Here is a 25,255-nt window from a genome sequence, read left to right as displayed (position 1 = left end):
GCCAATGTCCGCTGGGTCGCGCCCTCGCCGCTCGCGGACCCGCCGTACTACCTGCGGCACTCGGCGCTGTCCACGTGGCTGAACGCGGGGGTGGATCCGACCGAGGTGGCCGAGCGTGCCGGCAACAGTGTGGAGGTGCTGCTGAGCCGGTACGCGAAGTGTCTCGACGGTCGGCAGGAGGTGGCGAACCGGCGGATCGAGGACCTGCTGAACGAGTACGAGTGATCTTCGCGTGAGCCGCGAGTGATCTTGTGGCGACAGTCGCGCCACGGCCCCTGGGAGCGCCCCGGGGGCCTTCTCGTTTTCCCGGGCTGAGCTGGGCGGATGCGGTGTGGTCCATCCCGCGTATAGGCCGCAGGGGCTGTCACGCCGCTGCCCACCGTGACACCCGGCTGCACATACGCGAAGACCCCGTCCCCAGCGTTTCTGCTGGTGGCGGGGTCTTTTGGCACTTCCTGCGAAGTGCCCCCGGCAGGATTCGAACCTGCGCACACGGCTCCGGAGGCCGTTGCTCTATCCCCTGAGCTACGGGGGCGTGTCGTTCGTTTTGCGGCGACGGGTAGAACCCTACCAGCTTCTGGGGGGTGATCAGGAACGGGTTTGGCGGGGAACGGGGGCGGGGTCGCCCGGAGGGGGTGGAAGTGGGGAAAACCCGGACGCGGGGGCCGGGGCGGACCTACTCTCGAGTTGTGCCAGGCGCGTCGGGCCGGGTGCTTGTTGTCGACGACAACAAGGTCATCCGGCAGCTGATCAGGGTCAACCTCGAGCTGGAGGGCTTCGAGGTCGTGACCGCGAGCGATGGTGCCGAGTGTCTGGACGTCGTCCACGACGTGCGGCCGGATGTCGTGACGCTGGATGTGGTCATGCCGCGGTTGGACGGGTTCGGGACGGCGGCGCGGTTGCGGTCGGATCCGCGGACGAGGCATCTGCCGGTGGCCATTGTGAGCGCGTGTACGCAGTACGAGCTGGAGAGCGGGGTCGCCTCCGGGGTCGACGCGTTCCTGGCGAAGCCGTTCGAGCCGGCGGAGTTGATTCGGCTGGTGCGGCGGCTGGTGGACCGGGAGAAGCGGCGGGCTGCGCAGGCGGAGGGGGCTCGGGGGTAGGGGTTGTTCCCTTGCCCTGCGGGCGGCCGTGGTGTCGTGACCCTGCGGGTCCGGCATGGGCCTGGTTTCTGTGGCGGGCGGGTGTCCCGCGAGGGTGGGGGGCCGCCGTGGGTGTTCCGGCGGAGCTTCACGGGGCTCTGCCCCGGACCCCGCGCCTCAATCGCCGGCGGGGCTGGATTTGGCCGGCGTCGGCCGGCGGATACGCGCGGAAGGGTGCGGAAGGGTGCGTACGTCCGCGGGTCAGCCGGTGGAGGGGCGGATGCGGCGGCCGTCGGCCCTCGGCGTGGCGGGGGGCGGTGGCGGAGGCGAGTACGGCCTTCGGGCCCCCGGCGGGGCGGTGGCAGGCGGATGTAGCTGTCGGCCAGCGGTGGACGGGCGGAATTGGCAGTCGGTCTTCGGGAAGGTGGCCGCCGTCGTTTGCGGCTGTCGGCCTCGGCGAGCCGGTGAGCCGGTGAGCCGGTGAGCCGGGCAAGTACGGCCCCGGCGAGGCGGTAGGGGCAGGTACGGCCGTCGGTCCCCGGCGAGGCGGTGCGGGCGGGTGTGGCCGCGGGTCGGTGGGTCGGTGCGGGCGGGTGTGGCCGCGGGTCGGTGGGTCGGGACGGGCGGGTGTGGCCGCGGGTCGGTGGGTCGGGACGGGCGGGTGTGGCCGTGGGTCTGCGGGTCGGGGCGGGCGGGCTCGGTGGGTGGGGGATGGGAGGTGGGTGTCCTCGGTGGGGGCGGGGGTGACTTGGGGGTAACGGCCTAGACTCGCGCGGGTGGGGACGGATGCGGGTGGGCGGTGGTACCGGCGGGCGGAGGTGGCCGAGGCCGCCGGGGTGAAGGAGCGGAACCTCCGGTACTACCAGGAGCGGGGGTTGCTGCCGCCGCCGCGGCGCGAGGGGCGGGTGGCCTGGTACTCGGAGGACCACCTGGCGCGGCTGCGGCTGATCGACGATCTGCTGGGGCGCGGGTACACCGTCAATGCGATCGGCGAGCTGCTGCAGGCGTGGGAGCGGGGCGGGGGGATCGCTCAGCTGCTGGGGCTGGAACGCGCCATGACCCGCGACTGGCAGCGGGCGGAGCCGGTGACGCTGGCGGCGGCCGAGGCGCGGGCGCTGTTCGGGGCCGGGAGCACGTCGGAGGACGCGCGGCGGGCGGTCGAGCTCGGGTACGTGAGCGTCGACGGTGACACCGTCACGCATCGGAGCGCGCCGCTGCTGGAGGCCACGCTGGCACTCGTACGGCAGGGGGTTCCGGTGTCGGAGATCCTGGACGCCGGGGAGTTCCTGCAGCGTGAGGCGGCTGCGGTGGCGGACCGGTTCGTCGGGCTGTTCCGGCGGTACGTGATCGGCAGCGCGGGTCTCGAAGGGCTGTCCGCGGAGCGGCTGGGGGAGGTCGCCGAGGCGGTGGCGGCGCTGCGGCCGCTGGCCGGCGACGTGGTGACGGCCGAGTTCGCGCGGGCGATGGCGGCGCGGGCGGACGCGGAACTGGAGTTGCTGCTGCGGAAGATGAGCGGCGGTGAGGTGGAGCCGGAGTAGGCCGAAAGCGGCCGTTCCGGCAACCTTGCCAACCGCCATTGGCACTCATACGTTCGAGACGAGTCTTCGGACTCGCGAGTAACTCCCGTGAGTTACCCCGTGAGTAACCCCGTGAGTGACCCTGCGAGCAGCAACCGGGCGTGCTGCAACGCCTGTTGGCTGCCGTACCGCCGTCCGCGGGTCGGGTCGGTCTTTCCTTCAGCGTTCTTTGTGGGCTCGAAAAGGGGTGTCCGTCATGCAGGAAGAGCACTTACCGCCGGATCGGGACGGCGCGGATCGGGACGGCGCGGGGCGGGTGGCATGGCGGCGGTTCGCCGTGCTGACCGTGCCGGCGCTCGCCGTGACGGCCGGGCTGGGCATCGCGCTGGCCAACGGGGCGCTCGCGGCCTCGTTCGCGGTGTCCGGGCAGCAGTTCAAGGTGTCGGCGGACAGTCTGACCGGCACCGGTTTCGCGCAGTACGGGAGCATCGACGCGAACGCGCGGGAGGAGCTCATCCCGGTCGCCGTCACCGCGATCAAGCAGGCCGAGCTGCGCAACCTGTGCCAGTCGGTGGTCACCACGCTCCCCGTCATCGGGGACATCTCGCTCAACCTCAGCGCCGGCCGCAAGGCCCCGGTCGAGGCCACCGATCTGTTCGTGGACGCCACCCAGCTCTCCGGTGACGCGATGTTCCGCAACATCGAGATCGGGCGGGACGCGTCCACGCTCGACAAGGGGCCGACGGACGCGCAGGGCATGCAGGACCTGTTCGGGCAGCAGGCCGACGAGGTGACGATCACGAAACTGCACCAGACGGCCTGGGCCACCAATGCCGGAACGTTCAAGCTGAGCGGCCTCAACATGACCGTCGCCAAGGGCAAGAAGGAATGCTTCTGAGCGCGTTGCGGCCGGTGGCGGGCGGCGGCGCCGCCGGCGGCGCGCGCCGGTCGGTCCTCGCGAGGGCCGGCGGCGGGTGGCGGCGGTGGCGGCGCAGCCGGCCGTTCTGGGGCGGGCTGTTCACCGTCCTCGCCGGCCTGGAGATCGCCGTGCTGCCGCTGGCTCCGCTGAAGGTCATGCTCCACCAGGGCATCGCGGGCATCCCGTCCGTCCTGCTGGCGCTCATCATGATCGTGATGGGGCTGGCGGGCTGGTTCGCCCCGCACCACCGTTCCCTGGCCGGCATCGTCACCGCGCTGCTGGCCTGCGCCGCCCTCGTGATGTCGAACCTGGGCGGCTTCCTGATCGGGACCGTCCTCGGCATCGTCGGCGGCGGCCTGATGTTCGCCTGGCGCCCGCTCCCCACGGCTGCGCCTGCTCCCCCACCTCCACGAGGAGACACGCCATGACCCGACACACCCGTCCCCGTCCCCGTACCCGCACCTCCTTAGCCGTCGCCGCTGCCGTGCTGGGGCTCGGCGGTCTGACCGTCGGCGGGCTCGCCGGCAGCGCCGCCGCGCAGGGCCCGCTCGCCGGATCCACCACCGTCACGCCGGCCGGGCACGCCTTCAAGGCGGCGCTGACCGGGAAGGCCACGCTCAAGTCCGGTTCGGTGACGGTCACTTGTTCCGTCTCCACGGCGACCGGGCTGGTGCCGGCGGCGCCGGGCAACCACAATCCCGCCGGGCCGGTGAGCAACACGATGGCGGCGCCGACGTTCTCGTCCTGCACGACGAGCATGCCGGGGGTGTCCGCGACCGTGAGCACGAGCGGCACGTGGGCGGTGTCCATGCAGAACGGGGCGCCGGTGGCAGCGACCATGACCGTGCCGACCGGCGGGCTGGTCGTGCGTACGAGCGGCCTGGCCAGCTGTACGGTCACGGCCGCGCCGACCGCGCCGGCGGCGGCCACCGGCACGTGGACCAACGGGGCGCCGTCGTCGCTGGCGTTCTCTGGTGCGGCGGTGCCGGTGAAGGTCGTCGGCGGGTTCGGGTGCCCGACGAGTGCGACGTCGTCGTCGTTCTCCGCGACGTACCTGGTGACGGACACGACGGATGCGGCGCAGCAGATCACTGTGACGTCCTGATCGGTGTGAGGCCGTGATCGGTGCGAGGTCCTGATCGGTGGGGCCGGTCCGTGATCCCGGTCCGCAATCCCGGCTCGTGAACCCGGCCCGTGAACCCGGCTCGTGAACCCGCTCGTGAACCCGGCCCGTCGTCCCGGCCCGTCGTCCCTCTCGGGGCGGCGGGCCGGGGTGCGTGTGGTGGACCTTTCGACGAGAGGGGTTGGGCGATCCCATGGACCTCGGGGCAGAGCCGGTTCCCGGCCGTGGTGCGGGCATAGGGTCGAGCTGACCAGGTTCTTCTGTCAGGAGGGCGGCGCGTGATGCGGGAGCTCGTGGAGACGGCGCGGCAGTGGACGGGCGAGGGGCGGGGGGCGTTTCTGGCGCGGCCCGTGGCCGAGCAGGGGTTCGGGCCGCGGGATCCGGGCGGGGCGGTGCTCGTGGATCCGCGGGGGGACTGCGCGGGCAGCCTGTACCGCGGGGTGTTCGACGCGCAGTTGGTGGCCGAGGCGGGGGCGGTGCCGGAGGGGGACACGGCGCGGCTGTGCGAGGTGTCCGTGCACGGCGGTGAGGCCGAGGCGGCCGGGCTGACGTGCGGCGGGCAGGCGGAGATCCTGCTCCAGCCGCTGGCCTCCGTACCGGCGCAGTGGTGGGAGCTGCTCGGCGAGGGGGCCGGGGCGGCACTCGTGTCGCGGCTGGACGAGGCGGGGCGGCAGGCGGTCAGTACGGTCGTACGGCCCGGGCAGGCGGCGGTGTCGGAGGCGGAGCGGCGGGCGGTGGAGCTGCTGGGGCACCACCGGGCCGGGCGGGACGCGCAGTGCGGGGACCGGGACCGGGGGCTGGTGCTGATCGAGGCGCTGCCGGCGGATCCGTTCCTGGTGATCGGCGGGCGGGGGGAACTCGCCGGGCTGATCGAGGCGCAGGCGCGGTTGCTGGGGTGGCGGTCGGCGGTCACGACGGACGTGGGCGAGGCGGTGGCCCTGCTGGGGGCCGGGCGGGGGTCGGAGTGCCTCGTGATGCTGAGTCATGATCCGGAGTTCGACGTGCCGGTGCTGCGGGCGGCATTGCTGGGCGGGACGCCGTATGTGGGGGCGCTGGGGTCTCGCAAGACGCAGGCGCGGCGGCGGGACGGGCTGGTGGCGGTGGACGTGGCGGAGGAGTTGCTGGATCGGGTGCACGGGCCGATCGGGCTGGATCTGGGGGCGCGGAACGCGGTGGAGACGGCCATGGCTGTTTGTGCGGAGGTTTTGAGCGTGCTTACTGCCGGGGGGTCGTGAGCGGGGTGTGGGTCGGGGGCTCCGCCCCCGGCGCCCCGCGCCTCAAACGCCGGCGGGGCTGGAGTTCCCGGCCGGGCGGGGTCGTCGAGGCCTGGGCCGGACACCGGTTCGGGTGCTCCGCCCCCGGGCCCCCGCGCCTCAAACGCCGGCGGGGCTGGATTCCGGCCGGGCGGGGCTGGAACTGCAGCCGGTGGGGCGAGGGGGGTCTGGTGAGGTGAGGGGGTGGATTCGGGGGCCGGCGGGTGGTCGGGTCAGGCGTTCGTGGGGCTGGATTTGCGCCATCTGCGGCGGCGGGGGTGGGTGGTCCAGGTGGTGAGGAGGGTGCGGGCTGCGGTGGTGATGGGGTGGTGGGGGCCAAGGGTGCGGGTGTGGGTGTCCGTGACGTCGGTCAGGAGGGTGACGGCTTCCTGGTGGCGGCCCTGGGACCAGTAGGAACGGGCCAGTTCCGTGTGGGAGTCGAGGGTGTCGGGGTGTTCCGGGCCCAGCACGCGGGTGCGGGCGGCGGCGACGCGTTCGCGTAGGGCGATGGCGGCGGCCGGGCGGTCGAGGGACCAGTACGAGGCGGCCAGGCGGGCGGCGGCGGCCAGGGTGTCCGGGTGGTCTCGGCCGCGGAGTTGCTCGTGGGTGTCGTGGATCTCCTGCTCCAGGGCGAGCGCGTCCTCGGGCCGGCCGGCGGTCGCGAGCGAAGCAGCCAGGTCGGCCTGGGCGTCGAGGGTGCGGGGGTGGCCGGGGCCGTGGGTCTGTTCGTGGGCGGCGGACACGTCCTCCAGCAGGGCGATGCCCTCGGAGAAGCGGTTGAGGTCCAGGTAGGTGGCGGCGAGGTCGGCGCGGGCCGCGAGGGAGTGCGGTGCGTCGGGGCCGAAGAGCCGGATCCGGTCGGCGAGCACCTGCTCCTTGAGGTCGACGGCCGCGGCGTGGAACCCGCCCCTCGAATAGCTGACGGCGAGTCCGGCGCGCAGGGCGAGGGTGTCGTGGTGTTCGGGGCCGAGGACCTCCTCGGCGCGGGCGCCCAGGTACTGCCAGTAGCCGATCGCCGCCGTGTGCAGCCCCGCTTCGAGCAGACTGTGGCCGGCCCGCGGGAGGAGGCGGTGTACGCCGCGGGACCACAGGGCGTCGCAGGGGTGGGCGGCGAGGACGGCGGTGTTCGCGCCGAGTGCGCCGTACCGGCCGGAGGCGGGCGGCCACAGTTCGAGTACGGCGTCGGCGGCGGCGTGCAGGACTGCGGGCCGGTCCGCCTCGGGGGTGGCGGCGCGGGCGGCGCGGGCGGTGAGCGGGTGCATGTGCACGGCGCGGGCGCCGGCCCGGTGCTCGACGGCGAGGATCCCGTACCGGTGCAGGAGCCGTACGGCGGCCCGCGCCTGGGCGGTGTCGACGCGGCTGCCGGTGGCGGCGCCGAGGTAACGGAGCACGGCCGCGCGGGTCCACAGCTCCGCCGGATGCCCGACCGGATCCAGCACGGCCGCCAGCCGCAACGCCGGCACGGCCAGCCCGACGGGATCACACTCCTGCGCAGCCTCCATCGCCAGCCGCAGCGCGATCGCAACGGGCCGGGCGGCCCGGGAAGGAGGGAGGGGCGGGCCGGCGGGGGCCGTCGGCGGGTGGGGGGCGGGGGCGGCCCCGGCATCGCGGTCCGGCGCGTGGTCGCGGGCCGGGGCGGGGGTGACGGGCTGCGGGGCGGGGGCCGGGGCCGGGGCCGGGTGGGGTACGGGCTCGGCGGACTGGGTGGTATCGCGGCTCTGCGTGTGGTCACGGGTCGGGGCGGGCGTGGTGGGCTGCGGCCCAGGGGGGTCGGCGGGGCCTGATGCGGAGGCTGGGGCCGGGTGGGGTGCGGGCTCGTGGGGCCGGGCAGGGGGTGCGGGGTGTGGGGTGGGGTTGTCGGCCAGTGTGGGCGCTGGGCAGGGAGTGGGTTCGCGGGTGGGGGCGGTATTGCGGCCGTGTGCGTGGTCGCGGGCCTGGGTGAAGGGAGCGGGCCGGGTTGCGGGGTCGCCGGCCGGGCCGTGGTGGGAGCCGGGTTCGGGGGGCCGGTGGGGGAGGCCGGCGTCGTCGACGACCGGTTCGTAGTCGGGCAGCGCGTGGTGCGCGGGCGGGGGGACGGATTTCCGGCCAGGGCCAGGGACGGGCGCCGGCTTCATGGGCGGGACGGCTTCGAAGCGCGGCACGTGACCGGGCTGGAGGACGGGGCCGGGGCGCGGAACCGGGGCACTGCCCAGAGCCCGGCCGGCACCGCGACCGGCCCCCGCGCCACCGCCGGGGGCGGAGCCCGGGCCGGAGGGACTGCGGCCGGGGGGCGAGGTGGGTTCGAACGCGGGGGTGATCTCGCGGACCGGGCCGGGACCGGGGCCTGGAACGGGGCCTGGACCGGGGCCACGGACAGGGCCGGGGACGGGACCGGGGATAGGGCCGGGGCCGGGGCCGGGGCCAAGGCCTGGACCGGGGCCGGGACCGGGACCGTGACCGGGACCGGGACCAATGCCAAGGACCGGGCCAGGGCCAAGGACCGAGCCAGAGTCGGGACCGATATCGGGGCCGGGGCCGAGATCGGGGCCGGGACCGGGGCCAAGGCCACGGACAGGGCCGGGACCGGGACCAGGCCCAAGGCCACGGACAGGGCCAGGTCCAGGGCCAAGGACAGGTCCAGGGTCGGGACCGGGGACGGGGGCGGGACCAGGACCGGTGACGGGACCGGGGACGGGGGCGGGACCAGGACCGGGGACGGAACCAGGACCGGGGACGGAACCGGCGCCAGGGCCGGCTCCGGGGACGGGACCAGGGCCAAGGCCACGGACAGGTCCAGGGTCGGGGCCGGGGACGGGATCGGGGACGTGACCAGGGGCAGGGCCACGGACAGGGCCGGGGACGGGAAAGGGGATGGGACCGGGGCCAAGGCCAGGGGCGGGACCGGGGCCAGGATCAGGGTCAAGGCCAGGACCAGGGTCGGTACCGGTACCGGTACCGGTACCGGAAACGGAACCGGGGCCAGGACAGGGGCCAGGGGCAACGCCGGGGCCAGAGCCGACGCCTCGGCCAGGGTCGGTGTCTGGGACAAGGCCGGTGTCTGGGGTCCGGGGCCCGGCGGGGTGTGTGAGGGGGGTGGGGTCGGAAGGGGTGGGGTGGTGGGGAGTGGTGTGGGTGGGAGGGGCGGGCGGGGTGGTTGCGGGGTGGCGGCGGGTGGGCCGGGGGTGGGCGGGAGGACGGGGGGCTGCCCGGGTGTCGGTGGTGGGTTCGTGGAGGTCGGGCCCGGGCGTGGAGGAAGGCTCGGCGCCGGTGCGGACCGGTGCCGCGGCGTCCTGCTCGTGGTTGCTCCGGTGTTCGCTGTGACAGGGTTCTGATGTACCGTCAACGCACGTGGTGCGCAGCCCGGTTGGGTGAGCCGACGCTTCTGCGGGGGCTGCTGCGGCGCCGCCCGACAGGTCCTGTGGGGCGGGGCCCCCGGCGGACGGCCGGCCGGGCGGCCGGGGCACGGCCTGCCGGCCGGGATCGTCGCCGCCCCGCCACTCGCCCGAGCCGTCCCGCCCCCGGCCGTCCAGCGGATACCGGCTCCCGTCCCGGCCGTCGGCTCTCCCCCGCTCATCCCCGCTCGGCCCCTCGGGCCGGTCCCGTTCTCTCCGGGATCCGGCCCGCGTGGCGCCCCCCGGGCTTCCGGTCCGACGCAGGTGGCCCTCCCCTTGGCGCCCGCCCCGGCCGTGAACCCCGGACGGACCCGTGGCCCCCTCACCCGGCTCGCCGGTTCGGCGCCATTCGCCCTCTCCCGGCCCCGCGGTCCGGCCCCTCACAGGCCCCGCATCGCCCTCACCCGGTTCTCCGGACCGACCCCGTCCCCCCGCCCCGGACCCCGAGGCCCGGCCCCGATCACCCGTACCCGGCCGCCCGCCCCGACCCCCGGCGGGACCCGCATCAGCCCCACCCGAATCCCCGGACCGACCCCGTCCCCCCGCCCCGGACCACCCGATCCGGCCCCAGGCGCCCTCGCCCGGCCACTCCCCCGGGCTCCCGGCCCGGCCCGTGCCTGAGAGGTCTTGCCCCGCAGCCCCCGGGGCTCCGGCAGCGGTTCTGAGGAGGGTGAGGTACTCCGTGCAGCCGGCTCCTACGTTGATCATGTAGGCGGCGGCGTGGGAGAGGGCCAGGGGGTGGCGGGAGAGGTGTTCGGTGAGGGGGGTGAGGCGGTCGTCCAGGAGGTGGGGGCGGGCGGCGGTGGTGAGGCGGGTGCGGAGGTAGGCGACGGCTTCGGCGGGGGTGTAGACGTCGACCCGGAGGGTCTCGGCGACGGCGGCGCGGTGGCGGCGGGTGGTGGCCAGAACGCGGCCGGCGCCGCTGCGTGAGGCGGGGGGCCACCAGGGGGCGAGGGCGTCCGGGTCGGTGATGCCGTCGAGGACGACCAGCCAGCTGCGGCGGGTGGTGGCCAGCCAGTCGAGGAACGCGCGGGCGTCGTGTTCGGCATCGGTGCCGTCCGCCCCGGGAGCCGCGACCCGGCGGGCCGCGCGGGCGTAGCAGGCGGGGACTTCGGCGCCGCCGGCGGCGTCGGCCCAGACCACCACCTCACAGTCGGCGGCCTTCGCCTCGTGGGCGTACGCGGCGGCCAGCTGGGACTTGCCGACGCCACCGCGGCCCGTGAGGACGAGCGTGGGCACGTCTGGCCCGATGCGGATGCGCAAACGTTTGCGGTCCTGGAAGGCGGGGGCCAGGGCGGGAACGGTGCCGATCTCCACGGCGGGCGGGGGCGGCGGGGCCGGTGCCGGTCGCAGGCGCCACTTCATATCCGCCGTGACCCCCTCGGTCTCGGTGCACTCGCGTGTCCGTGCCGGTCCGTCCCGGAATGCATGCGGAATGTATGCCCGGTGCACCGGCCGCCGTCACCCGCAGCGGCTGCGGTGGCCTGATCTCGACGTTCGCGGACGCGTACGCATACGTTCGGCCGACCGGGGGTATTTTGATGTTATGGACACATTCGTGGACATCGTCTGGTTCCTGATCGTCGGGATCGCCGTCGCGGGATTCCTGATGCTGGGCTTCTGGCTCGGGCAGCGCGTGCGGGACCGCGAACCGGCTCCCCCCGCCCCCGAGAGCCAGCCGCGGCTTCCGGACTCCGGCCGGACCGAGATCTGTGAAGACCGTGATTACGTGGACATCCCGGAGGGCGGCCTGCGACCGCACCAGCTCCAGGGGTACGGGAACTTCGGCTCCCGCAGCGCCGACGGCGCGGCGGCGGAGCAGCCGGCCGCCCCGGTCGAGCCGCCGGGTGAGCGGCGCCGGTTCGGGCCGCCGCCGGGGCGGATGAAGCCGGCCTGAGGTAACCCCGGCCGGACCCGAGGGACCCGAGGGACCCGAGGGAATTCAGGGAACCGAAGACCCCATCGAAGCCACTTTCCCCGAAGCCCGGGAGCCGCCGCTCCCGGGCTTCACCCTGCCGCCATCCACCATCCGCCATCGCAGGCCGCAGGATCAGGCCGACGCCCGTCCCCGCCGCGCGGCCGTCTTCTTCGTACCCTCGGCCGTCGTGCCCGCGGCCGTCTTCGCGGATTTCGAGGCCGTGGACTTCGCCGCCGCCGTCTTCTTGGCGGCCGCCTTCGCCGTCGTCGCCGCCTTGGCCGTCGTCGCCGTCTTCTTCGCGGCCGTCTTGGCCGTGGACTTCCGTGGGGCGGCCGTCTTCTTCGCCGTGCTCTTCGCGGCCGTCTTGGCAGCGGTCTTCACCGCGGCGGCCGGCGTCTTCTTCGCGGTCGCCGCCGTGGACTTCTTGCCGCCCACCGGCTTGGGCGTCGCCGGCCGGCGCAGCGGGGTGACCTCGGCGGCCGGCCCCTCCTTCGCACTGCCGCCGGCCTGCCCGGTCTTCCCGGCCTGCCCGGCCTGCCCGGCGCCCTCGCCGCGCGCCTCCTTCGCCTCGCGCACGCTCCGTTCCAGGGCCGCCATCAGGTCGATCACCTGGGCGCCGGCGTCCGCCTCGGCGGCCGGGGCCGGGGCCGCGCCCTCCGACTTCGACGCGATGAGGGCCTCGACGGCGGTGCGGTAGTCGTCGTGGAGGTCGTTGATGTCGACGGTGCCGAGGGTCGCCATCAGGGCGTCGGCGAGGTCGAGTTCGGCGTCGCGGACCGTCACCTCGGTCTCGGGGGCGACACCCTCCGGGACCCGGATCTCGTCCGGCCACAGCAGGCCGTGCATCGCGATGACGTCGTCGACGACGCGCAGCATGCCGAGCCGTTCGCGGCCGCGGAGGGCGAACTTGGCGATGGCCACCTTGCGGCTGCGTTTGAGCGCCTCGCGCAGCAGGACGTACGGCTTGGCGGCCGGGATGCCGTTCGCCGCCAGGTAGTACGCCGCGTCCATCTGGAGCGGGTCGATCTCCTCGGCCGGGACGAAGGCCACGATCTCGATGGTCTTGGCGGTCGGCAGCGGTAGGGCGGCCAGGTCCTCGTCGGTGAGGGGGACGATGACTCCGTCCGCCTCCTCGTAGCCCTTGCCGATGTCGGCGGTGGCGAGCTCCTCGCCGTCCAGTTCGCACACCTTGCGGTAGCGGATGCGGCCGCCGTCCGCCTTGTGGATCTGGCGGAAGGAGATCGAGTGGTTTTCGGTCGCGTTCACCAGCTTGATCGGGATGCTGACCAAGCCGAACGAGATCGCGCCGTTCCAGATGGATCGCACGGCGTGGAGTCCTTTCGCGCCGTTCGTGCCCTTTGGCGCCCCCCGTGGCAGTCTCATCGTATGACGCCGATCACACAGGTGGAGGGGCGTCGCCTCGCGCTCAGCAATCTGGAGAAGGTGCTCTATCCGGAGACCGGCTTCACCAAGGGCGAGGTGCTGCACTACTACGCCACGGTCGCCGGGGCGATGCTGCCGCACCTGCGCGGGCGGCCGCTGTCCTTCCTGCGCTATCCGGACGGGCCCGGCGGGCAGACGTTCTTCACGAAGAATCCGCCGCCGGGCACACCCGCCTGGGTGAAGACGGCCGCCGTGCCGCGCTCCGAGGACCAGGGGGCGCGGCAGGTGCTGGTCGGGGACCTGGCGAGCCTGATGTGGGCGGCGAACCTGGTGGTGGAGTTCCACGTCCACCAGTGGCGGGCGCAGCGGCCGGGGGTGGCGGACCGGCTGGTGCTCGACCTGGACCCGGGGGCGCCGGCGACGGTCGTGGAGTGCTGTGCGACGGCGCTGTGGCTGCGGGAACGGCTGGCGGCGGACGGGCTGGAGGCGTTCGCGAAGACGTCCGGGTCGAAGGGGATGCACCTGTCGGTGCCGCTGGAGCCGACACCGTCCGCGCAGGTCTCGGCGTACGCGAAGGCGCTCGCGCAGGAGGCGGAGCGGGAGCTGCCACAGCTGGTCGTGCACCGGATGGCGAAGGCGCTGCGGCCGGGGAAGGTGTTCGTCGACCACAGCCAGAACGCGGCCGCGAAGACCACCGCCGCGCCGTACACGCTGCGGGCCCGGCCGCTGCCGGCGGTGTCGGCGCCGGTGTCGTGGGAGGAGGTGGCGTCCTGCCGCCGGGCGGACGAGCTGGTGTTCCTGGCGGCGGACGTGACGGCCCGGCTGGAGCTGGACGGCGACCTGTTCGCGGAGCTGGCCGACCCGGGGCGGGCCCGGGCGCTGCCGGCGGGGGTCTCCGGGGGCGGGCCGTGATCCGGGTGGCGCTGGCCGAGCCGGTGCGGGTGCTGCCGCGGGGCGACGGGCTGGCGTACGAGCCGAAGTTCGACGGGCACCGGCTGGTCGTGCACCGGACGCTGACCGACGTGGTGCTCCAGGCGCGGTCGGGGCGGAACGTGACGAGCGCGTTCCCCGACCTGGCCGCCGCGGCCCGCGTGCTGCCGGCGGAGACCACGCTCGACGGCGAGGTGGTGGTGTGGCACGCGGGGCGGACCGACTTCGCGCTGGTGCAGCGCCGGGCCGCGGCGACGGCGGCCCGGGCGGCCGTGCTGGCGCAGACCCTGCCGGCCTCGTACGCGGCGTTCGACGTGCTCAGCCTGGCCGGGCTCGACCTGCGGTCCCGGCCGTACGAGCGGCGCCGGTCGCTGCTCGTGGACCTGCTGCTGCCGCTGGGCCCGCCGCTGCAGCCGGTGCCGATGACCACCGATCCGGAGCTGGCGGCGACCTGGTACGAGACCCTGCCCGCGAGCGGCATCGAGGGGCTGGTCATCAAGCGGCTGGACCAGCCGTACCCGGCGGGCCGGCGGGGCTGGCAGAAGCTGCGGCACACCGACACCCGGGACGCGGCGGCGATCGGGTGGACCGGGCCGGCCCGGCGGCCGGCCGCTCTGGTGCTGGTGCTGCCGGGCGACGACACCCCGGTGGTCTCCAGCCCGCTGTCGGCGGCCCTGCGGGCGGAGTTCGCGGAGGCGGCCGGCCGGGCGGGCGCGGCGGGTACGGGCGGCACGGTGACCGCGATCGGTGTGGGCGAGGTCCCGTACCGCCTGCTCGACCCGCCGCTCACGGTCGAGGTGCGGCACTCCACGGCCCGCCACCCGCCGCCCGAAGTGCTGCGCTTCCGGGGCGATCCGGTGTAGGACGCCCAGGACAGGCGCCGGGGCCGGTCAGCAGTGGGCCCAGGTGCGGCGGTCGCGGGCCGCCGCGTACAGGGTCGCGGTCTCGGCGGGCTTCAGGGTGGCGGCGAGGCGGGCCAGGGCGGGGGCCGCGCCTTCGCGGAGGACGCGGAGGTCGCGCTGGGTGGCGGACACCGTGACCTCGGTGGCGTCGATGACGGCGAGGGCCGGGGCGACCTCGGTGGCGAGGGCCCGGCCGGCCCGGGCGGCGGTCCGGCGGGCCCACCGGGGGTCCGGGACGGGCTCGGCGCGGCCGACCGTCAGGAGCAGTTCGCCGACCGCGGCGCGTTTGCGGCGGGCGGGGGCGGTCCGTACGGCCAGCACCCCACCGGGGCCGATCAGCAGGTGGTCGATGACGGCGCCGCCGGGCAGCAGTACGTCGTGCAGCACCCGCCAGCCGGCGCCTTCGAGGGTGTCGAGCTCGGCCCCGAAACACTGCCGGGCCTGGAGGTGGGCGCGCAGCCGCAGCCGGGTGCGCGCGCCCGCGGTGCCGTGTTCGAGGGCGCCGAGCAGCAGCTCGCCGGGCCGGTTGGGGGCGAGGTCGTCGTCGGGGTGGAGGGCCAGCCGGGCGAGTTCGGCGGCGGTGGGTACGGGCGGCGGGCCGACCGTCCAGCTGCCGGTGAGGTAGGGGCGGAGGGCGGCGAGCACGGCTTCGGCGTCGTCGTCCCGGAGCAGGCTGACGCGGCCCGCGTCGCGGTCGTACCAGGCGAGGGTGCGGCCGTCGGTGCCGGTCACGAACCGCCGGCCGGCCCGGTCGGCCGGTGTCACCCGTAGTCTGCGCATCGCTGCCCCCGTCCCCTCGCGGCCCTTGCCGTGCCGGTGCCTCTGCCGGTGCCTCTGCCGGTGCGCCGGGCGCTCCGGTCCCGGGCGCGCCCGGACCGCGCCGGGCGGCCGCCGCGGCTCCCGGTCCGTATCCGTACCCGCCGTCCCGCCCGCGCAGCCACTCCCGGCGCAGCCCCTGCCGGCCGGCGCCGGTGTCCGGGTCTCCGCCCCGGACGGGGTCCGGGGCGGAGATGCGGCCGGGACGCGCCGGGCGGCTGCCGGCTGTTCGTTCCGTACCCGCCGCGGCGCCTGCGGAGCCGTTCCCGCCCCATGGGACCAGTCGGCCCCGCCGCGGGCAAGACGCGCGGCACGGGTCCGCACGGCTGTGTAACGACACCGCGCGGAGGGCTATGGGCGGCTGTTACACGGCAGCGGGGCGGCCGCAACGGCGTCGGCCTACGGTGTGGCCGTTCTCCCCTTTGATCCCTGCCGAAGGACATCTGCCGTGGCCACCCTGCTCAGCCGTCGTGCCCTGGTCCGTGCCGCCGCCGTCGTCGCGGTGGCCGGATGCGTTCCCGTCGCGGGTTCCGCGGCTGCCGCCTCCGCCGCCGGGCCCGCCTCCGCCGCCGGGCAGGTCCCGGCGGCCGGGCGTACGCCGGTGAAGACGCTGGCGCTGGCCGACGGGCGGTCCACCGCGCACGTGTACCGGGTGGGTGCGGCGTACGAGGCGGACATCGTGGCGGGCGGGGCCACCCGGTCGACGCTGTCCACGGCGTCCGGCCGCGCGGCGAGCGCCGGGTACGGCGGTGCGGACGGGCTGCACGTGGCGCTGGGTGCGGACGGGCGGCTGTCGTCCTGGGTGAACACGGCCGGTGCGGCCGGTGCGCCCGTGGCGGACGACGGTTACAAGACGGCGCGCCGGACCGTGGCGGCCGGGTCCGGCGAGGTGCGGGCGCAGCCCGCCGGCACCGTCGGCGCGCTGCGGCTCGACGCGATCGCGGACCGGCCGGGCGGCGGCGTGGTGCTGCTCGCGGCGGGCGGCGGGATGGCCGCCGCCGGTGCGGCGGGGCTCGGCTTCGCGATGCTGCGGCGCGGGCGTACGGCGGCCTGAGGCGTGGGCGTACGGCGGCCTGAGCGAAGGCTGCCCGCACCGGGCCGTCCGCGTCGGCGCGCCCCGGCTCCCGGCCCCGGCTCCCGGCCCCGGGCCGCCGCCCCGGCGCACCGGCGCACCGGCGCACCGCCCCGCACCAAGGTGAGTAAAAAGGACTTTCATCCGAATCATGCGCATAAGGTGGTCGGAGACAGGTGCCGGTCACAGGGAGGGCGGACAGGAGCGTGGAGCTGCGTCGTACCGCCGGGGTCGCGGCCCTGTTGGCGTCCGTCACCCTGACGGCCGCCGGCTGCGGGGGCACGGGGCGGCTGGAGAGCGCCGGCCCCACCCCGGTCGCGAGCGGCCCGGTGCACCTGTGGCCGGAGCGCAGGGGCGCCACGGTGGCGCCCGCCGACCCGGCCGGGAGCCCGCCGGAGTACGTCACGGGCATCCCGCGGGTGGTGCGGCAGAACGTCCGCCAGGTGGACCCGCTGGCCGTGGTCCGCGCCGAGCAGCGGGCGACCGCCGGGACGACGACCGGGCCGGACTGGCTGCCGGACGAGGTGGTCGCGCGGATCGGCCGCTGCAAGGCCGCCGGGGAACCGGGCTGCCCGGTGCTCAAGCCGTACTACCGGGACCTGACCGGCAACGGCCGTGAGGAGCTGGTCCTCGGCATCGAACTGCCCGACCGGCAGCTCGCCGTACGCGCCTACACCGCGGACCCGGACGGGCGGCTGAACCGGATCATGGGCACGATCGAGTCGGTGATCGCCGTGGAGCTGGCCGGGCGGGACATCATCCTGCGGGTGCCGGGCGGCAATCCCGGTTACGAGTGGAACATCGCCTGGTCGTGGGACCCCAAGCAGCGGTCGATGCTGATCACTCGGGACCAGATCCTGCGGATCCCGCAGGCCGGGCCGCGGGCGGGCGGCGGGGGCACGCCGCTGTACGGGACGCCCGGCCCGTCCCGGGCCGCGGCCCCGGCGCCGTCTCCGTCTCCGGCGGGCTCGCGATGAGGTTCCGGCTGCCGGCCTGGACGGCGACGCTGACGTGGAAGTCCGCGTGCTTCATCGTGGTCATGTGCTGCACGCTGGCGGCCGTGCTCGGGGCGCTCGTGCACGTCGAGGTGACCCGGCAGACGGTGCAGGCCTCGCGCGAGAAGGCGCTGTCGAAGCTGACGGACACGGCGCGGGCGTACGAGGCGGGCGACCCGCTGCCGCCCGGGTCCGGGATCGACCCGCCGGGTCTGCCGCCGTCGCTGCGGGCGCTGGCCGTGGACGGCCGCCGGGGTACGGCGGTGGCGATGCTGGACGGCGTACCGACGATGTGGGCGGCGACGCCGGCGGACGGCCGGGCGCTGGCAACGACCGTCGACTACAGCCAGAGCGCGAAGACGATCAACGGCCTCGACAAGGCGATCATCGGCTCGTCGGTGCTGGCGATCGGGCTGACGCTACTGGTCGGCGCGTTCGCCGTCACCCGGATCACCCGGCGGCTGCACCAGACGGCCCTGGTGGCGCGGCGGATCGGGCAGGGCGATCTGGACGCGCGGGTGGACGACCCGCGGGCCCGGGATCCGCGGCGGCATCCGGACGAGGTGACGACGGTCGCGGGCGCGCTGGACTCGATGGCGGCCACGCTCCAGGCGAAGCTGCTGAGCGAGCAGCGGTTCACGGCGGACGTGGCGCACGAGCTGCGGACCCCGCTGACGGGGTTGTCGGCGGCGGCCGAGCTGCTGCCGGAGGGGCGGCCGACGGAGATGGTCCGGGAACGGGTGCGGACGATGCGGCAGCTGACGGAGGACCTGCTGGAGATCTCGCGGCTGGACTCGGGGACCGAGCGGGTGGAGTGGGACCTGCACCGGCTGGGTCCGCTGGTCGAGCGGGCGGTACGGGCCTCCGGCCGGCCGACGGAGGTGTCGGTGGTGCGGGACGTGTACGTGGAGACCGACCGGCGGCGGCTGGAGCGGGTGCTGGGGAATCTGGTGGCGAACGCGCACAAGCACGGGCGGGGGCCGGTGGTGGTGACGGTCGACGGGCCGGTGGTGTCCGTGCGGGATCACGGGGACGGGTATCCGGAGTACCTGGTGGCGCACGGGCCGCAGCGGTTCCGTACCGAGGCGGGGGCGGGGACCAAGGGGCACGGGCTGGGGCTGACGATCGCGGTGGGGCAGGCGGAGGTCATCGGGGCGGGGCTGGTGTTCCGCGGGGCGGAGGGTGGGGGTGCGCTCGCCGTCCTGACCCTGCCGCACGTCGTGGCCGACCCGTCCCCGTGACCCTGCGGCCCCTTCCCGAACCGGGCCCCGCCCCGGACCCCGCGCCTCGATCGCCGGCGGGGCTCGAGGATTCGGGGCTCCGCCCCGTCCCCCGGTCCTCAAACGCCGGACGGGCCGGGTTTCCCCCGGCTCGGACTTTTCCAGCGGGTCGGGGGTTGCCCGCGCTGGGGATCGGCGTCCGGGTTGGGTACTGCCGGGCAGTTCCAGCCTCGCCGGCGTTTGAGGCGCGGGGTGCGGGGCGGAGCCCCGGTTTCTGAGGCGCGGCGGGGTCAGGGGCGCGTCAGGAGGAGGTGTTTGGCGGCGGTGAATTCCTCAGGGGTGAGGACGCCTTCGGCGGCCAGGGCGGCCAGGGCCCGGAGTTCGGCTGCCAGGCCGGACTCCGCCGGGGCCGGAGGGGAAGGAGGGGAAGGAGGGGAAGGAGGGGGCGGCTCGTCGGCGGCCGTGCCCCACACCATGTCCTCCCCCGCCCCCTCGGGAGCCCTCGCGGCGTCCCACACGTACACCCCGCTCGTCAGCAGCCCCCTCAGCAGCGGGTTCCCCCGCGGGCGGGGTGCGGGGCGGGATTCCGGGGCGACGGGGCGGATGAACATCAGGAGGCCGGTCCTTTCGCGGCGCGGACTTCGGCGAGGCGGTCCGCGGGGATGCGGACGGAGCCGGCGATGCGCCCGCCGGCCGCCCGTACCGCCGTCGCCGCGTCCTCCGCCCAGACGTGTTCGACCAGGACGAGGAGTGCGCAGCTGCCGCGGTCCAGCAGGGTGGCCGACTCCTCGACGTCCTCGGGGCCGATCAGCGGCTCCGCCTCCCGCCCGGCGAGCAGCCCGCGCAGCTCGTGGAACTCGTCGAGCTCGGCCGCCCGCACCTCCCCGCCGGCCGTCCTGGCGACGACCAGCGCGTCGATGAGCCGGACGTTCCCCGTCTTGCGCAGCCCCAGGACCGCGGAGACCGCCTGGACCCTCAGCTGCTCTTCCGGAAAGGCGAAGACGATGAACTCCACGGGCCCCATACGGCGGCTCCCTGTCCTGTTCTGACGTTTCTTCAACACAGAATGCGCACTCGGCAGCACACTATGACATGACCAGACATTAAGGGGCATAAGCTCCGGACGCTTGCTACGTTGCGCATATGACCGCATTGACGGCACAGGCCGCCGAGCCCGCGCCGCCCGCCGCGCGACCGCCCCGGCGGCGCGGCGCCGAACTCGCGCTCCTCGCCGGAGCCGTGGCCACCGTGCTCCTCGGCTACGTCTGCTCCGGCCTGGCCGTCCACGGCAGGCTCCCGCAGGACACCGGCCGGTACGCCCTCGCGCTCGGCACCGCGGCCCTGCTCGCGCATCTGGCCGTACGACTGCGCGCCCCGTACGCCGATCCGCTGCTGCTGCCGATCGCGGTGCTGCTGAACGGGCTCGGCCTGGTGCTGATCGCCCGGCTGGACGCGGCCGCCCCGGGCCGGCCGGCGGCCGGCGCGCAGCTGGTGTGGTCGGCGCTCGGGCTGCTGCTGTTCACCGCGGTCGTGGTGCTGATGCGCGACCACCGGGTGCTCCAGCGGTACGCGTACGTCTCGGCGGCGGCGGCCCTGCTGCTGATGCTGGCGCCGGTCCTGTTCCCGCCGGTCAACGGGGCGCACATCTGGGTGCGGGTGGGCGGGCTGTCGTTCCAGCCCGGGGAGTTCGCGAAGGTGCTGCTGGCGCTGTTCTTCGCCGCCTACCTGGCGGCGAACCGCACTGCGCTCGCCCTCACCGGCCGTCCGGTGCTCGGCCGGCTGAGGCTGCTGCCGGGCCGGGTGCTGGCGCCGATCCTGACGATCTGGCTGCTCAGCGTGGGGGTCCTGGTGCTGGAACGGGACCTGGGGACCTCGCTGCTGTTCTTCGGGCTGTTCGTGGTGATGCTGTTCGTGGCCACCGGCCGGATCGGCTGGATCGCGGTGGGGCTGCTGCTCGCGGGGCTGGGGGCGTACGCGGTCGCCGCCTTCGAGCCGCACGTGCACGGGCGGGTCGAGGACTGGCTGAATCCTTTCGCCTCGATCGAAGAGGGCCGCGGGCCCGGCCAGCTGGCGCAGTCGCTGTTCGCCTTCGGCGCGGGCGGGTTCCTCGGCACCGGACTGGGGCTCGGCCACTCGGCCCTCATCGGGTTCGCCGCCAAGTCGGACTTCATCCTCGCGACCGCCGGCGAGGAGCTGGGGCTGGCCGGCCTGACCGCGATCCTGCTGCTGTACGGGCTGGTGGTGGCGCGCGGGTTCGCGGCCGGGCTGGCGCTGCGTGACCCGTTCGGGCGGCTGCTGGCGACCGGGCTGGCGTCGATCGTGGCGCTCCAGGTGTTCGTGATCGCCGGCGGGGTGACCGGGCTGATCCCGCTGACCGGCATGGCGATGCCGTTCCTGGCGCAGGGCGGTTCGTCCGTCGTCACCAACTGGATCATCGTCGCCCTGCTGATCCGGCTCAGCGACTGCGCCGGCCGGCCGGAGCCGGGCGGCCCGGCCGGACCGGCGCCGGAGGCCGTCCCGTGATCCGTTACATCCGCTGGTCGGCGGGGTTCTGCGCGCTGCTGCTGGCCGCCCTGTGGGTGAACGCCGTACGGGTGCAGGTGACGGAGGCGGGGGCGCTGGACGGCAACCCGGCCAACAAGCGGGCGAGCATCGCCCGGTACGCCAAGCCGCGCGGGGACATCCTCGTCGACGGCGCGCCGGTGACCGGTTCCCGGGACAGCGGCCAGCTGCTGCGCTTCGAGCGCACGTACCGCAACGGGCCGCTGTACGCGCCCGTGACCGGCTTCGCCTCGCAGGTGTACGGGACGAGCTTCGTCGAACGCGCCGAGGACGCCGTGCTGTCGGGCACCGACCCGGGGCTGTCGCTGATCCCGCTGTGGAACGACGTCCTGCGCCGCCGGCCGCCGGGCGGGAACGCGGCGACCACCGTACGGGCTTCGGTGCAGCGGGCCGCGTACGCCGGGCTGGCCGGGCGGCGCGGCGCGGTGGCCGCGCTGGAGCCCGCCTCCGGCAGGATCCTGGCGCTGGTCAGCAGTCCTTCGTACGACCCGGCGGAGCTGTCGGGGACCGGCGCCGCGGTGCGGGCGGCCTGGGCGCGGCTGAACGCGGACCCGGCGAAGCCGATGCTGAACCGGGCGCTGCGGGAGACGTATCCGCCGGGCTCCACGTTCAAGATCGTGACGGCTGCGGCGGCGCTGGACGCCGGGGTGGTGACGGACGTGGACGCGCCGACCGACACCCCGGACCCCTACCTGCTGCCCGGCACCCGTACGGCGCTCCCGAACGCGGCGAAGGGCTGCGAGGACGCGTCGATGGCCGAGGCGGTCCGGTGGTCGTGCAACACGGTGATGGCGAAGATCGGGGTGCGGGTCGGGCTGCGCGGGATGGTGGCGGCGGCGGAACGGTTCGGCTTCAACGATGCGGGGCTGCGGGTGCCGTCGTGGGTGTCGCGGTCCGGCTTCGACACCGACATGAGCGCCGATCAGCTGGCGCTGTCCTCGATCGGGCAGTTCAACACGAAGGCCACACCGCTCCAGATGGCGATGGTCGCCGCGGCCGTCGCCAACGGCGGCGAACTGCCGTACCCGTACCTGGTGGAGCGGACCACCGAGGACGACGGCGGGCCGGTCCGGCGCACGTTCCGGCGGAGCCTGGGGCGGGCGATGAACCCGGCGACGGCGCTGCGGCTGCAGCGGCTGATGGTGCAGGTGGTGGAGGACGGGACGGGGCGCAATGCGGCGCTGCCGGGGGTGGAGGTGGGGGGCAAGACGGGTACGGCTCAGCACGGGCTCGGCAACGCGGGGACGCCGTACGCGTGGTTCATCGCCTGGGCCCGGGCCGCGGGGGCGGCTCAGCCGGCGGTGGCGGTGGCGGTCGTCGTCGAGGACGCGGCGGCGGACCGCGGCGCGATCAGCGGTGGCGGCAGTGCGGCTCCGATCGCCCGCGCGGTCCTGCAGGCGGCCCTCCGCTGACCCTGCGGGGCGGCGCGCCTCGAAGACTCGGGGCTCCGCCCCGGGCCCCGCGGGGTCAGGGCTGTGAGGGGAGCCAGCCGATCTGAACGGCGCGGACGCCCGCTTCGAAGCGGCTCCGCGCGTCGAGGCGCTCCATCAGCTGGGTGGCTATGCGGCGGGCCGTGCGGTGGGAGACGCCCAGCCGTTTGGCGATCGCCTCGTCCGTGTGGCCCTGGGCCAGCAGCCGGAGGGTCATCGCCTCCTGGCTGTTGAGGCCGTTGTCGTCCTTCTGGCGGACGTCGCCCAGCGGCTGCGCCGTGTCCCACACGCTCTCGAACAGTGCGCAGAGCGCCGTGAGCGTCCCCTCGCCGGTCAGGACGACCGCACCGGCGGCGGTGTCCTCGCTGTCGATGGGGAGGACGGCGAGCTCGCGGTCGGCGATCAGCATGCGGGTCGGCAGTGCGGGCACGGTGCGGACCTGGCCGCCGAGACCGGTCAGGAAGTCCGCGTGGGCGACCGTGGGCGGGCTGTTGCGTACGGAGTCCAGGTAGACCGTGCGCATCCGGACCCCGCGCCGGATCATGGCCTCGCCGAGGGGCCGGGAGGACTTGAGCGCGTCCTCGGTCTGGGCACCGTCGGGCGCGAAGGACATCACCTCGTGGCGGATGCCGTGGTGGAGTTCCTTGAGCCGCTCGCGGATCCGGTCGAGGCCGATCAGGTGCTCGATGCCCGAGTTGGCGACTTCGGAGCGGCCCGCGTACTCGGAGATGAGCTTCGCCGCGGCGGCGCGGGAGAGTTCCAGGCGGTGCTGGTGGGCGGCCAGTTCCGCCGACTGGCGGGCGAGCAGGGTCTCCAGTCCGAGCTCGGGGCTCACGGCGCGCAGATGACCCGGTTTCTCGAAGGACTCGGTGACCAGTCCCAAACCGGCCAAGGTGCCCTGGGCCGCCCGAACGGCCTCGGCAGACACCCCCAGCCACTCGCCGAGTTCGTCGACACCGTGCCGCGGAAACGTGAGCATCGCCCGATATGCCGCCTCCGTACTGTGGTCCAGTCCGAGCGACTCAAGCAAGGCATCCCCCTCAACTCCCGCCCGCCCCGGCACCGCGCGGCGGAGATCGTAACCGGCTGAGCAATGGCTCAGCAAGATGTGCCCAGGTCAGCGCGGGCGCAGGCGGACGACGCCGGTAAAACGGAATTACCAGTTCGCCCTCTCTGGTGCTGGACACGTTGGTCCTGGGACGGATCCGTCCAACCTATCTCCCTTTCCCTGGAGCCTCGGTGGAGGAAGGCTTGAGCCTGTCGGAGCACCGCCGCTCCGGGAGCGAATCCAGCCGGTCCCCCGGCCTGAAACCTGCCTCACCGCGCATGAGGCACGCGAGTTTCGGCCATCGGCCGCTGGATTGCCGGTCCACACCCCTCATCGAAACACCGGAGGAATTTCCCATGCTTTCCAGCAGCCTCGGCCTCACGGTCGCCGTCGCCACTCTCCTGGCCGGCACCGCTCTCGCCATCCCGGCCGTGGCGGCGGCCTCCCCCGCCTCCGTGCCCGTCGCCACCACCGGCGTGGCCGAGGCCCCGGCTGCCGCGCCCACCCCCACGCCGTCCTCGACCCCGGAGGACTGGACCTGGCAGTGAGCCGCGCCGGCTCGCCGCTCTGCAAAGAACCGCCTTACGACACCGTCGGGAGTCCCCATGGACATCAGGCAATTGACCACCTTCCACAAGGTCGCGACGCTGCTGAGCTTCACGCGCGCGGCAACCGAACTGAAGTACGCCCAGTCGAGCGTGACCGCGCAGATCAAGAGCCTCGAAACCTCCCTCGGCGTCGAGCTCTTCGAGCGGCTCGCGGGCAAGATCCAGCTGACGCAGGCGGGTCAGCGCTTCCTCCCGTACGCCGAGCAGATGCTGTCCCTGGCGGGTGAGGCGCGCGGCAGGGTCACCGGGGACGGCGAGCCCGCCGGCCTGCTCACCATCGGCACCATGGAGAGCATCACCTCGTACCGGATGCCGCCGGTGCTGGAGTTCTTCCACCACCGTTACCCGCAGCTCCAGTTGGTGCTGCGGCCGAGCCTGTGCGCGGAGACCCTGCACTCGCTGCGCCAGGGCACGTTCGACATGGGCTTCCTGATGGAGGCCGAGACCCGGCACCCGGGTGTGCAGAGCGAGGTGCTCGGCTCGGAGCCGCTGGTGGTGGTGGCCTCGCCGCAGCACCCGCTGGCCGCCGAGTCCAAGGTGGACCTCGACCAGCTGCGCGAGTGCCAGGTGCTGGCGCCCGAGGCCGGGTGCGCCTACCGGGAGCTGTTCGAGGCCGAGCTGAACGACGGCTCGGGCGAGCCGGTGCCGTTCCTGGAGTTCGGCAACATCGAGTCCATCAAGCGCGGTCTGGCCGCCGGCCTCGGGGTGAGCCTGCTGCCCACCATGACGGTGGCCGAGGAGATCGCCGCCGGGGAGTTCGCCGTCCTGGCGTGGGAGCCGCCGTTCGAGGTGTTCACCCAGCTGGCGTGGCGGCGCGGCCGTCAGGCGACCCGCGAGATGCGCCTGTTCATCGACCGCACCATCGAGTCCATGGCGGTGGAGTACGAGCCGACGGCCGTCTGATCCCTTCGCGGGCCGCCGGTCACCCGGGGGCCCCGTATGCCGTCCCCGCACCGCCCGGGCCGTGCCCCGCGCGCGCCCGGGCGGTTTCTCCATCGGACATCGCGATATTCCGCATCAGCTACTCCGCGCAGACCGGCTGGACGCACAACTGTCCCACCGGACAGGATTTCGGCAGACCCCACCTTCACATTGCGGAGAGTTGC

The 25,255-nt window shown here is 74.7% G+C and carries 23 protein-coding genes, 1 tRNA gene and 1 pseudogene; 18 read left to right on the top strand and 7 right to left on the bottom strand.

What is annotated here, in order from left to right; translation table 11 throughout:
• Positions 1–15: 15 nt before the first annotated feature.
• A pseudogene (locus tag LG634_RS09885) lies at positions 16–225 on the top strand (tyrosine-type recombinase/integrase); the annotation flags it as partial.
• 238 nt (positions 226–463) lie between these two features.
• Here the strand turns inward: LG634_RS09885 and LG634_RS09880 are convergent.
• Positions 464–535, bottom strand: a tRNA-Arg gene (locus LG634_RS09880).
• Positions 536–587: 52 nt separating this feature from the next.
• Here LG634_RS09880 and LG634_RS09875 point away from each other — a divergent pair.
• The 6 genes from LG634_RS09875 to LG634_RS09850 all read left to right on the top strand — a co-directional run bounded on the left by LG634_RS09875 (position 588) and on the right by LG634_RS09850 (position 5,876).
• Complete coding sequence (locus tag LG634_RS09875) at positions 588–1,103, top strand: response regulator (protein WP_372482401.1); 516 nt, start codon at positions 588–590, stop codon at positions 1,101–1,103.
• A gap of 755 nt (positions 1,104–1,858) precedes the next feature.
• Positions 1,859–2,620: a MerR family transcriptional regulator gene (locus LG634_RS09870; RefSeq protein WP_226733308.1), complete on the top strand. Its 762-nt coding sequence runs from the start codon at positions 1,859–1,861 to the stop codon at positions 2,618–2,620.
• A 235-nt stretch (positions 2,621–2,855) separates the two neighbouring features.
• Positions 2,856–3,497 (top strand): DUF6230 family protein, encoded by a 642-nt coding sequence (locus tag LG634_RS09865; RefSeq protein WP_226733307.1) that lies wholly within the window; start codon positions 2,856–2,858, stop codon positions 3,495–3,497.
• Positions 3,488–3,946, top strand: coding sequence for a DUF6114 domain-containing protein (locus tag LG634_RS09860; protein WP_226733306.1), 459 nt, complete (start codon positions 3,488–3,490; stop codon positions 3,944–3,946). Before LG634_RS09865 ends, LG634_RS09860 begins: the two co-directional genes overlap by 10 nt.
• Positions 3,943–4,623 (top strand): hypothetical protein, encoded by a 681-nt coding sequence (locus LG634_RS09855; protein ID WP_226733305.1) that lies wholly within the window; start codon positions 3,943–3,945, stop codon positions 4,621–4,623. The genes LG634_RS09860 and LG634_RS09855 overlap by 4 nt, the downstream gene beginning before the upstream one ends.
• A 299-nt stretch (positions 4,624–4,922) precedes the next feature.
• Positions 4,923–5,876, top strand: a complete 954-nt coding sequence (locus LG634_RS09850) for an XdhC family protein (protein ID WP_226733304.1) — start codon at positions 4,923–4,925, stop codon at positions 5,874–5,876.
• A gap of 251 nt (positions 5,877–6,127) precedes the next feature.
• Here LG634_RS09850 and LG634_RS09845 read toward each other — a convergent pair whose 3' ends face one another.
• Positions 6,128–7,396, bottom strand: a complete 1,269-nt coding sequence (locus LG634_RS09845) for a tetratricopeptide repeat protein (RefSeq protein ID WP_226733303.1) — start codon at positions 7,394–7,396, stop codon at positions 6,128–6,130.
• Between the two features lie 2,589 nt (positions 7,397–9,985).
• Between LG634_RS09845 and LG634_RS09840 the strand changes: the two genes are divergently transcribed.
• Positions 9,986–10,195 (top strand): hypothetical protein, encoded by a 210-nt coding sequence (locus tag LG634_RS09840; RefSeq protein ID WP_226733302.1) that lies wholly within the window; start codon positions 9,986–9,988, stop codon positions 10,193–10,195.
• 616 nt (positions 10,196–10,811) lie between these two features.
• The gene (locus LG634_RS09835; RefSeq protein WP_226733301.1) at positions 10,812–11,162 is read left to right on the top strand and encodes a DUF6479 family protein; all 351 of its coding nucleotides are present in this window, start codon (positions 10,812–10,814) and stop codon (positions 11,160–11,162) included.
• A gap of 153 nt (positions 11,163–11,315) precedes the next feature.
• On the opposite strand, the gene ku is transcribed toward LG634_RS09835, so the two are convergent.
• Entirely contained in the window at positions 11,316–12,509 is a 1,194-nt protein-coding gene (ku, locus tag LG634_RS09830; protein WP_226733300.1) for a non-homologous end joining protein Ku, read from the bottom strand.
• Between the two features lie 60 nt (positions 12,510–12,569).
• Between ku and ligD the strand changes: the two genes are divergently transcribed.
• Entirely contained in the window at positions 12,570–13,478 is a 909-nt protein-coding gene (gene ligD / locus LG634_RS09825; protein ID WP_226733299.1) for a non-homologous end-joining DNA ligase, read from the top strand.
• Positions 13,478–14,359: an ATP-dependent DNA ligase gene (locus tag LG634_RS09820; protein WP_226733385.1), complete on the top strand. Its 882-nt coding sequence runs from the start codon at positions 13,478–13,480 to the stop codon at positions 14,357–14,359. The genes ligD and LG634_RS09820 overlap by 1 nt, the downstream gene beginning before the upstream one ends.
• Positions 14,360–14,386: 27 nt before the next feature.
• Here the strand turns inward: LG634_RS09820 and LG634_RS09815 are convergent, their stop codons facing one another.
• Complete coding sequence (locus LG634_RS09815) at positions 14,387–15,178, bottom strand: nuclease-related domain-containing protein (protein ID WP_226733298.1); 792 nt, start codon at positions 15,176–15,178, stop codon at positions 14,387–14,389.
• A gap of 484 nt (positions 15,179–15,662) precedes the next feature.
• On the opposite strand from LG634_RS09815, the gene LG634_RS09810 reads away from it, so the two are divergent.
• From LG634_RS09810 to LG634_RS09800, 3 genes are all read left to right on the top strand, one after another.
• The gene (locus LG634_RS09810; protein WP_226733297.1) at positions 15,663–16,268 is read left to right on the top strand and encodes a hypothetical protein; all 606 of its coding nucleotides are present in this window, start codon (positions 15,663–15,665) and stop codon (positions 16,266–16,268) included.
• 224 nt (positions 16,269–16,492) lie between these two features.
• A complete protein-coding gene (locus tag LG634_RS09805; protein ID WP_226733296.1) occupies positions 16,493–17,263 on the top strand; it encodes a hypothetical protein in 771 nt (256 codons plus the stop codon).
• Entirely contained in the window at positions 17,260–18,522 is a 1,263-nt protein-coding gene (locus LG634_RS09800) for a histidine kinase dimerization/phospho-acceptor domain-containing protein (protein ID WP_226733295.1), read from the top strand. Before LG634_RS09805 ends, LG634_RS09800 begins: the two co-directional genes overlap by 4 nt.
• Before the next feature lie 269 nt (positions 18,523–18,791).
• Here LG634_RS09800 and LG634_RS09795 read toward each other — a convergent pair whose 3' ends face one another.
• Both LG634_RS09795 and LG634_RS09790 read right to left on the bottom strand, forming a co-directional pair.
• Positions 18,792–19,112: a hypothetical protein gene (locus LG634_RS09795; protein WP_226733294.1), complete on the bottom strand. Its 321-nt coding sequence runs from the start codon at positions 19,110–19,112 to the stop codon at positions 18,792–18,794.
• Positions 19,112–19,525 carry a DUF6325 family protein gene (locus LG634_RS09790; protein WP_226733293.1) on the bottom strand — a complete coding sequence of 138 codons (414 nt, stop codon included), beginning with the start codon at positions 19,523–19,525 and terminating at the stop codon, positions 19,112–19,114. The genes LG634_RS09795 and LG634_RS09790 overlap by 1 nt, the downstream gene beginning before the upstream one ends.
• Before the next feature lie 119 nt (positions 19,526–19,644).
• Between LG634_RS09790 and LG634_RS09785 the strand changes: the two genes are divergently transcribed.
• Both LG634_RS09785 and LG634_RS09780 read left to right on the top strand, forming a co-directional pair.
• Positions 19,645–21,024, top strand: coding sequence for an FtsW/RodA/SpoVE family cell cycle protein (locus tag LG634_RS09785; protein WP_372482400.1), 1,380 nt, complete (start codon positions 19,645–19,647; stop codon positions 21,022–21,024).
• Positions 21,021–22,475: a penicillin-binding transpeptidase domain-containing protein gene (locus LG634_RS09780; protein WP_226733292.1), complete on the top strand. Its 1,455-nt coding sequence runs from the start codon at positions 21,021–21,023 to the stop codon at positions 22,473–22,475. Before LG634_RS09785 ends, LG634_RS09780 begins: the two co-directional genes overlap by 4 nt.
• A 55-nt stretch (positions 22,476–22,530) precedes the next feature.
• Here LG634_RS09780 and LG634_RS09775 read toward each other — a convergent pair whose 3' ends face one another.
• Positions 22,531–23,523 (bottom strand): helix-turn-helix transcriptional regulator, encoded by a 993-nt coding sequence (locus tag LG634_RS09775; RefSeq protein WP_226733291.1) that lies wholly within the window; start codon positions 23,521–23,523, stop codon positions 22,531–22,533.
• Positions 23,524–23,897: 374 nt separating this feature from the next.
• On the opposite strand from LG634_RS09775, the gene LG634_RS09770 reads away from it, so the two are divergent.
• Together LG634_RS09770 and LG634_RS09765 are read left to right on the top strand one after the other, a co-directional pair.
• A complete protein-coding gene (locus LG634_RS09770) occupies positions 23,898–24,089 on the top strand; it encodes a hypothetical protein (protein ID WP_226733290.1) in 192 nt (63 codons plus the stop codon).
• A 57-nt stretch (positions 24,090–24,146) separates the two neighbouring features.
• Complete coding sequence (locus LG634_RS09765; protein ID WP_226733289.1) at positions 24,147–25,052, top strand: LysR family transcriptional regulator; 906 nt, start codon at positions 24,147–24,149, stop codon at positions 25,050–25,052.
• The last annotated feature ends 203 nt before the right edge of the window (positions 25,053–25,255 follow it).

Source organism: Streptomyces bambusae (genome assembly GCF_020532645.1).
Lineage (GTDB): Bacteria > Actinomycetota > Actinomycetes > Streptomycetales > Streptomycetaceae > Streptomyces > Streptomyces bambusae.
This window is presented reverse-complemented; position numbering and strand designations above follow the sequence as displayed.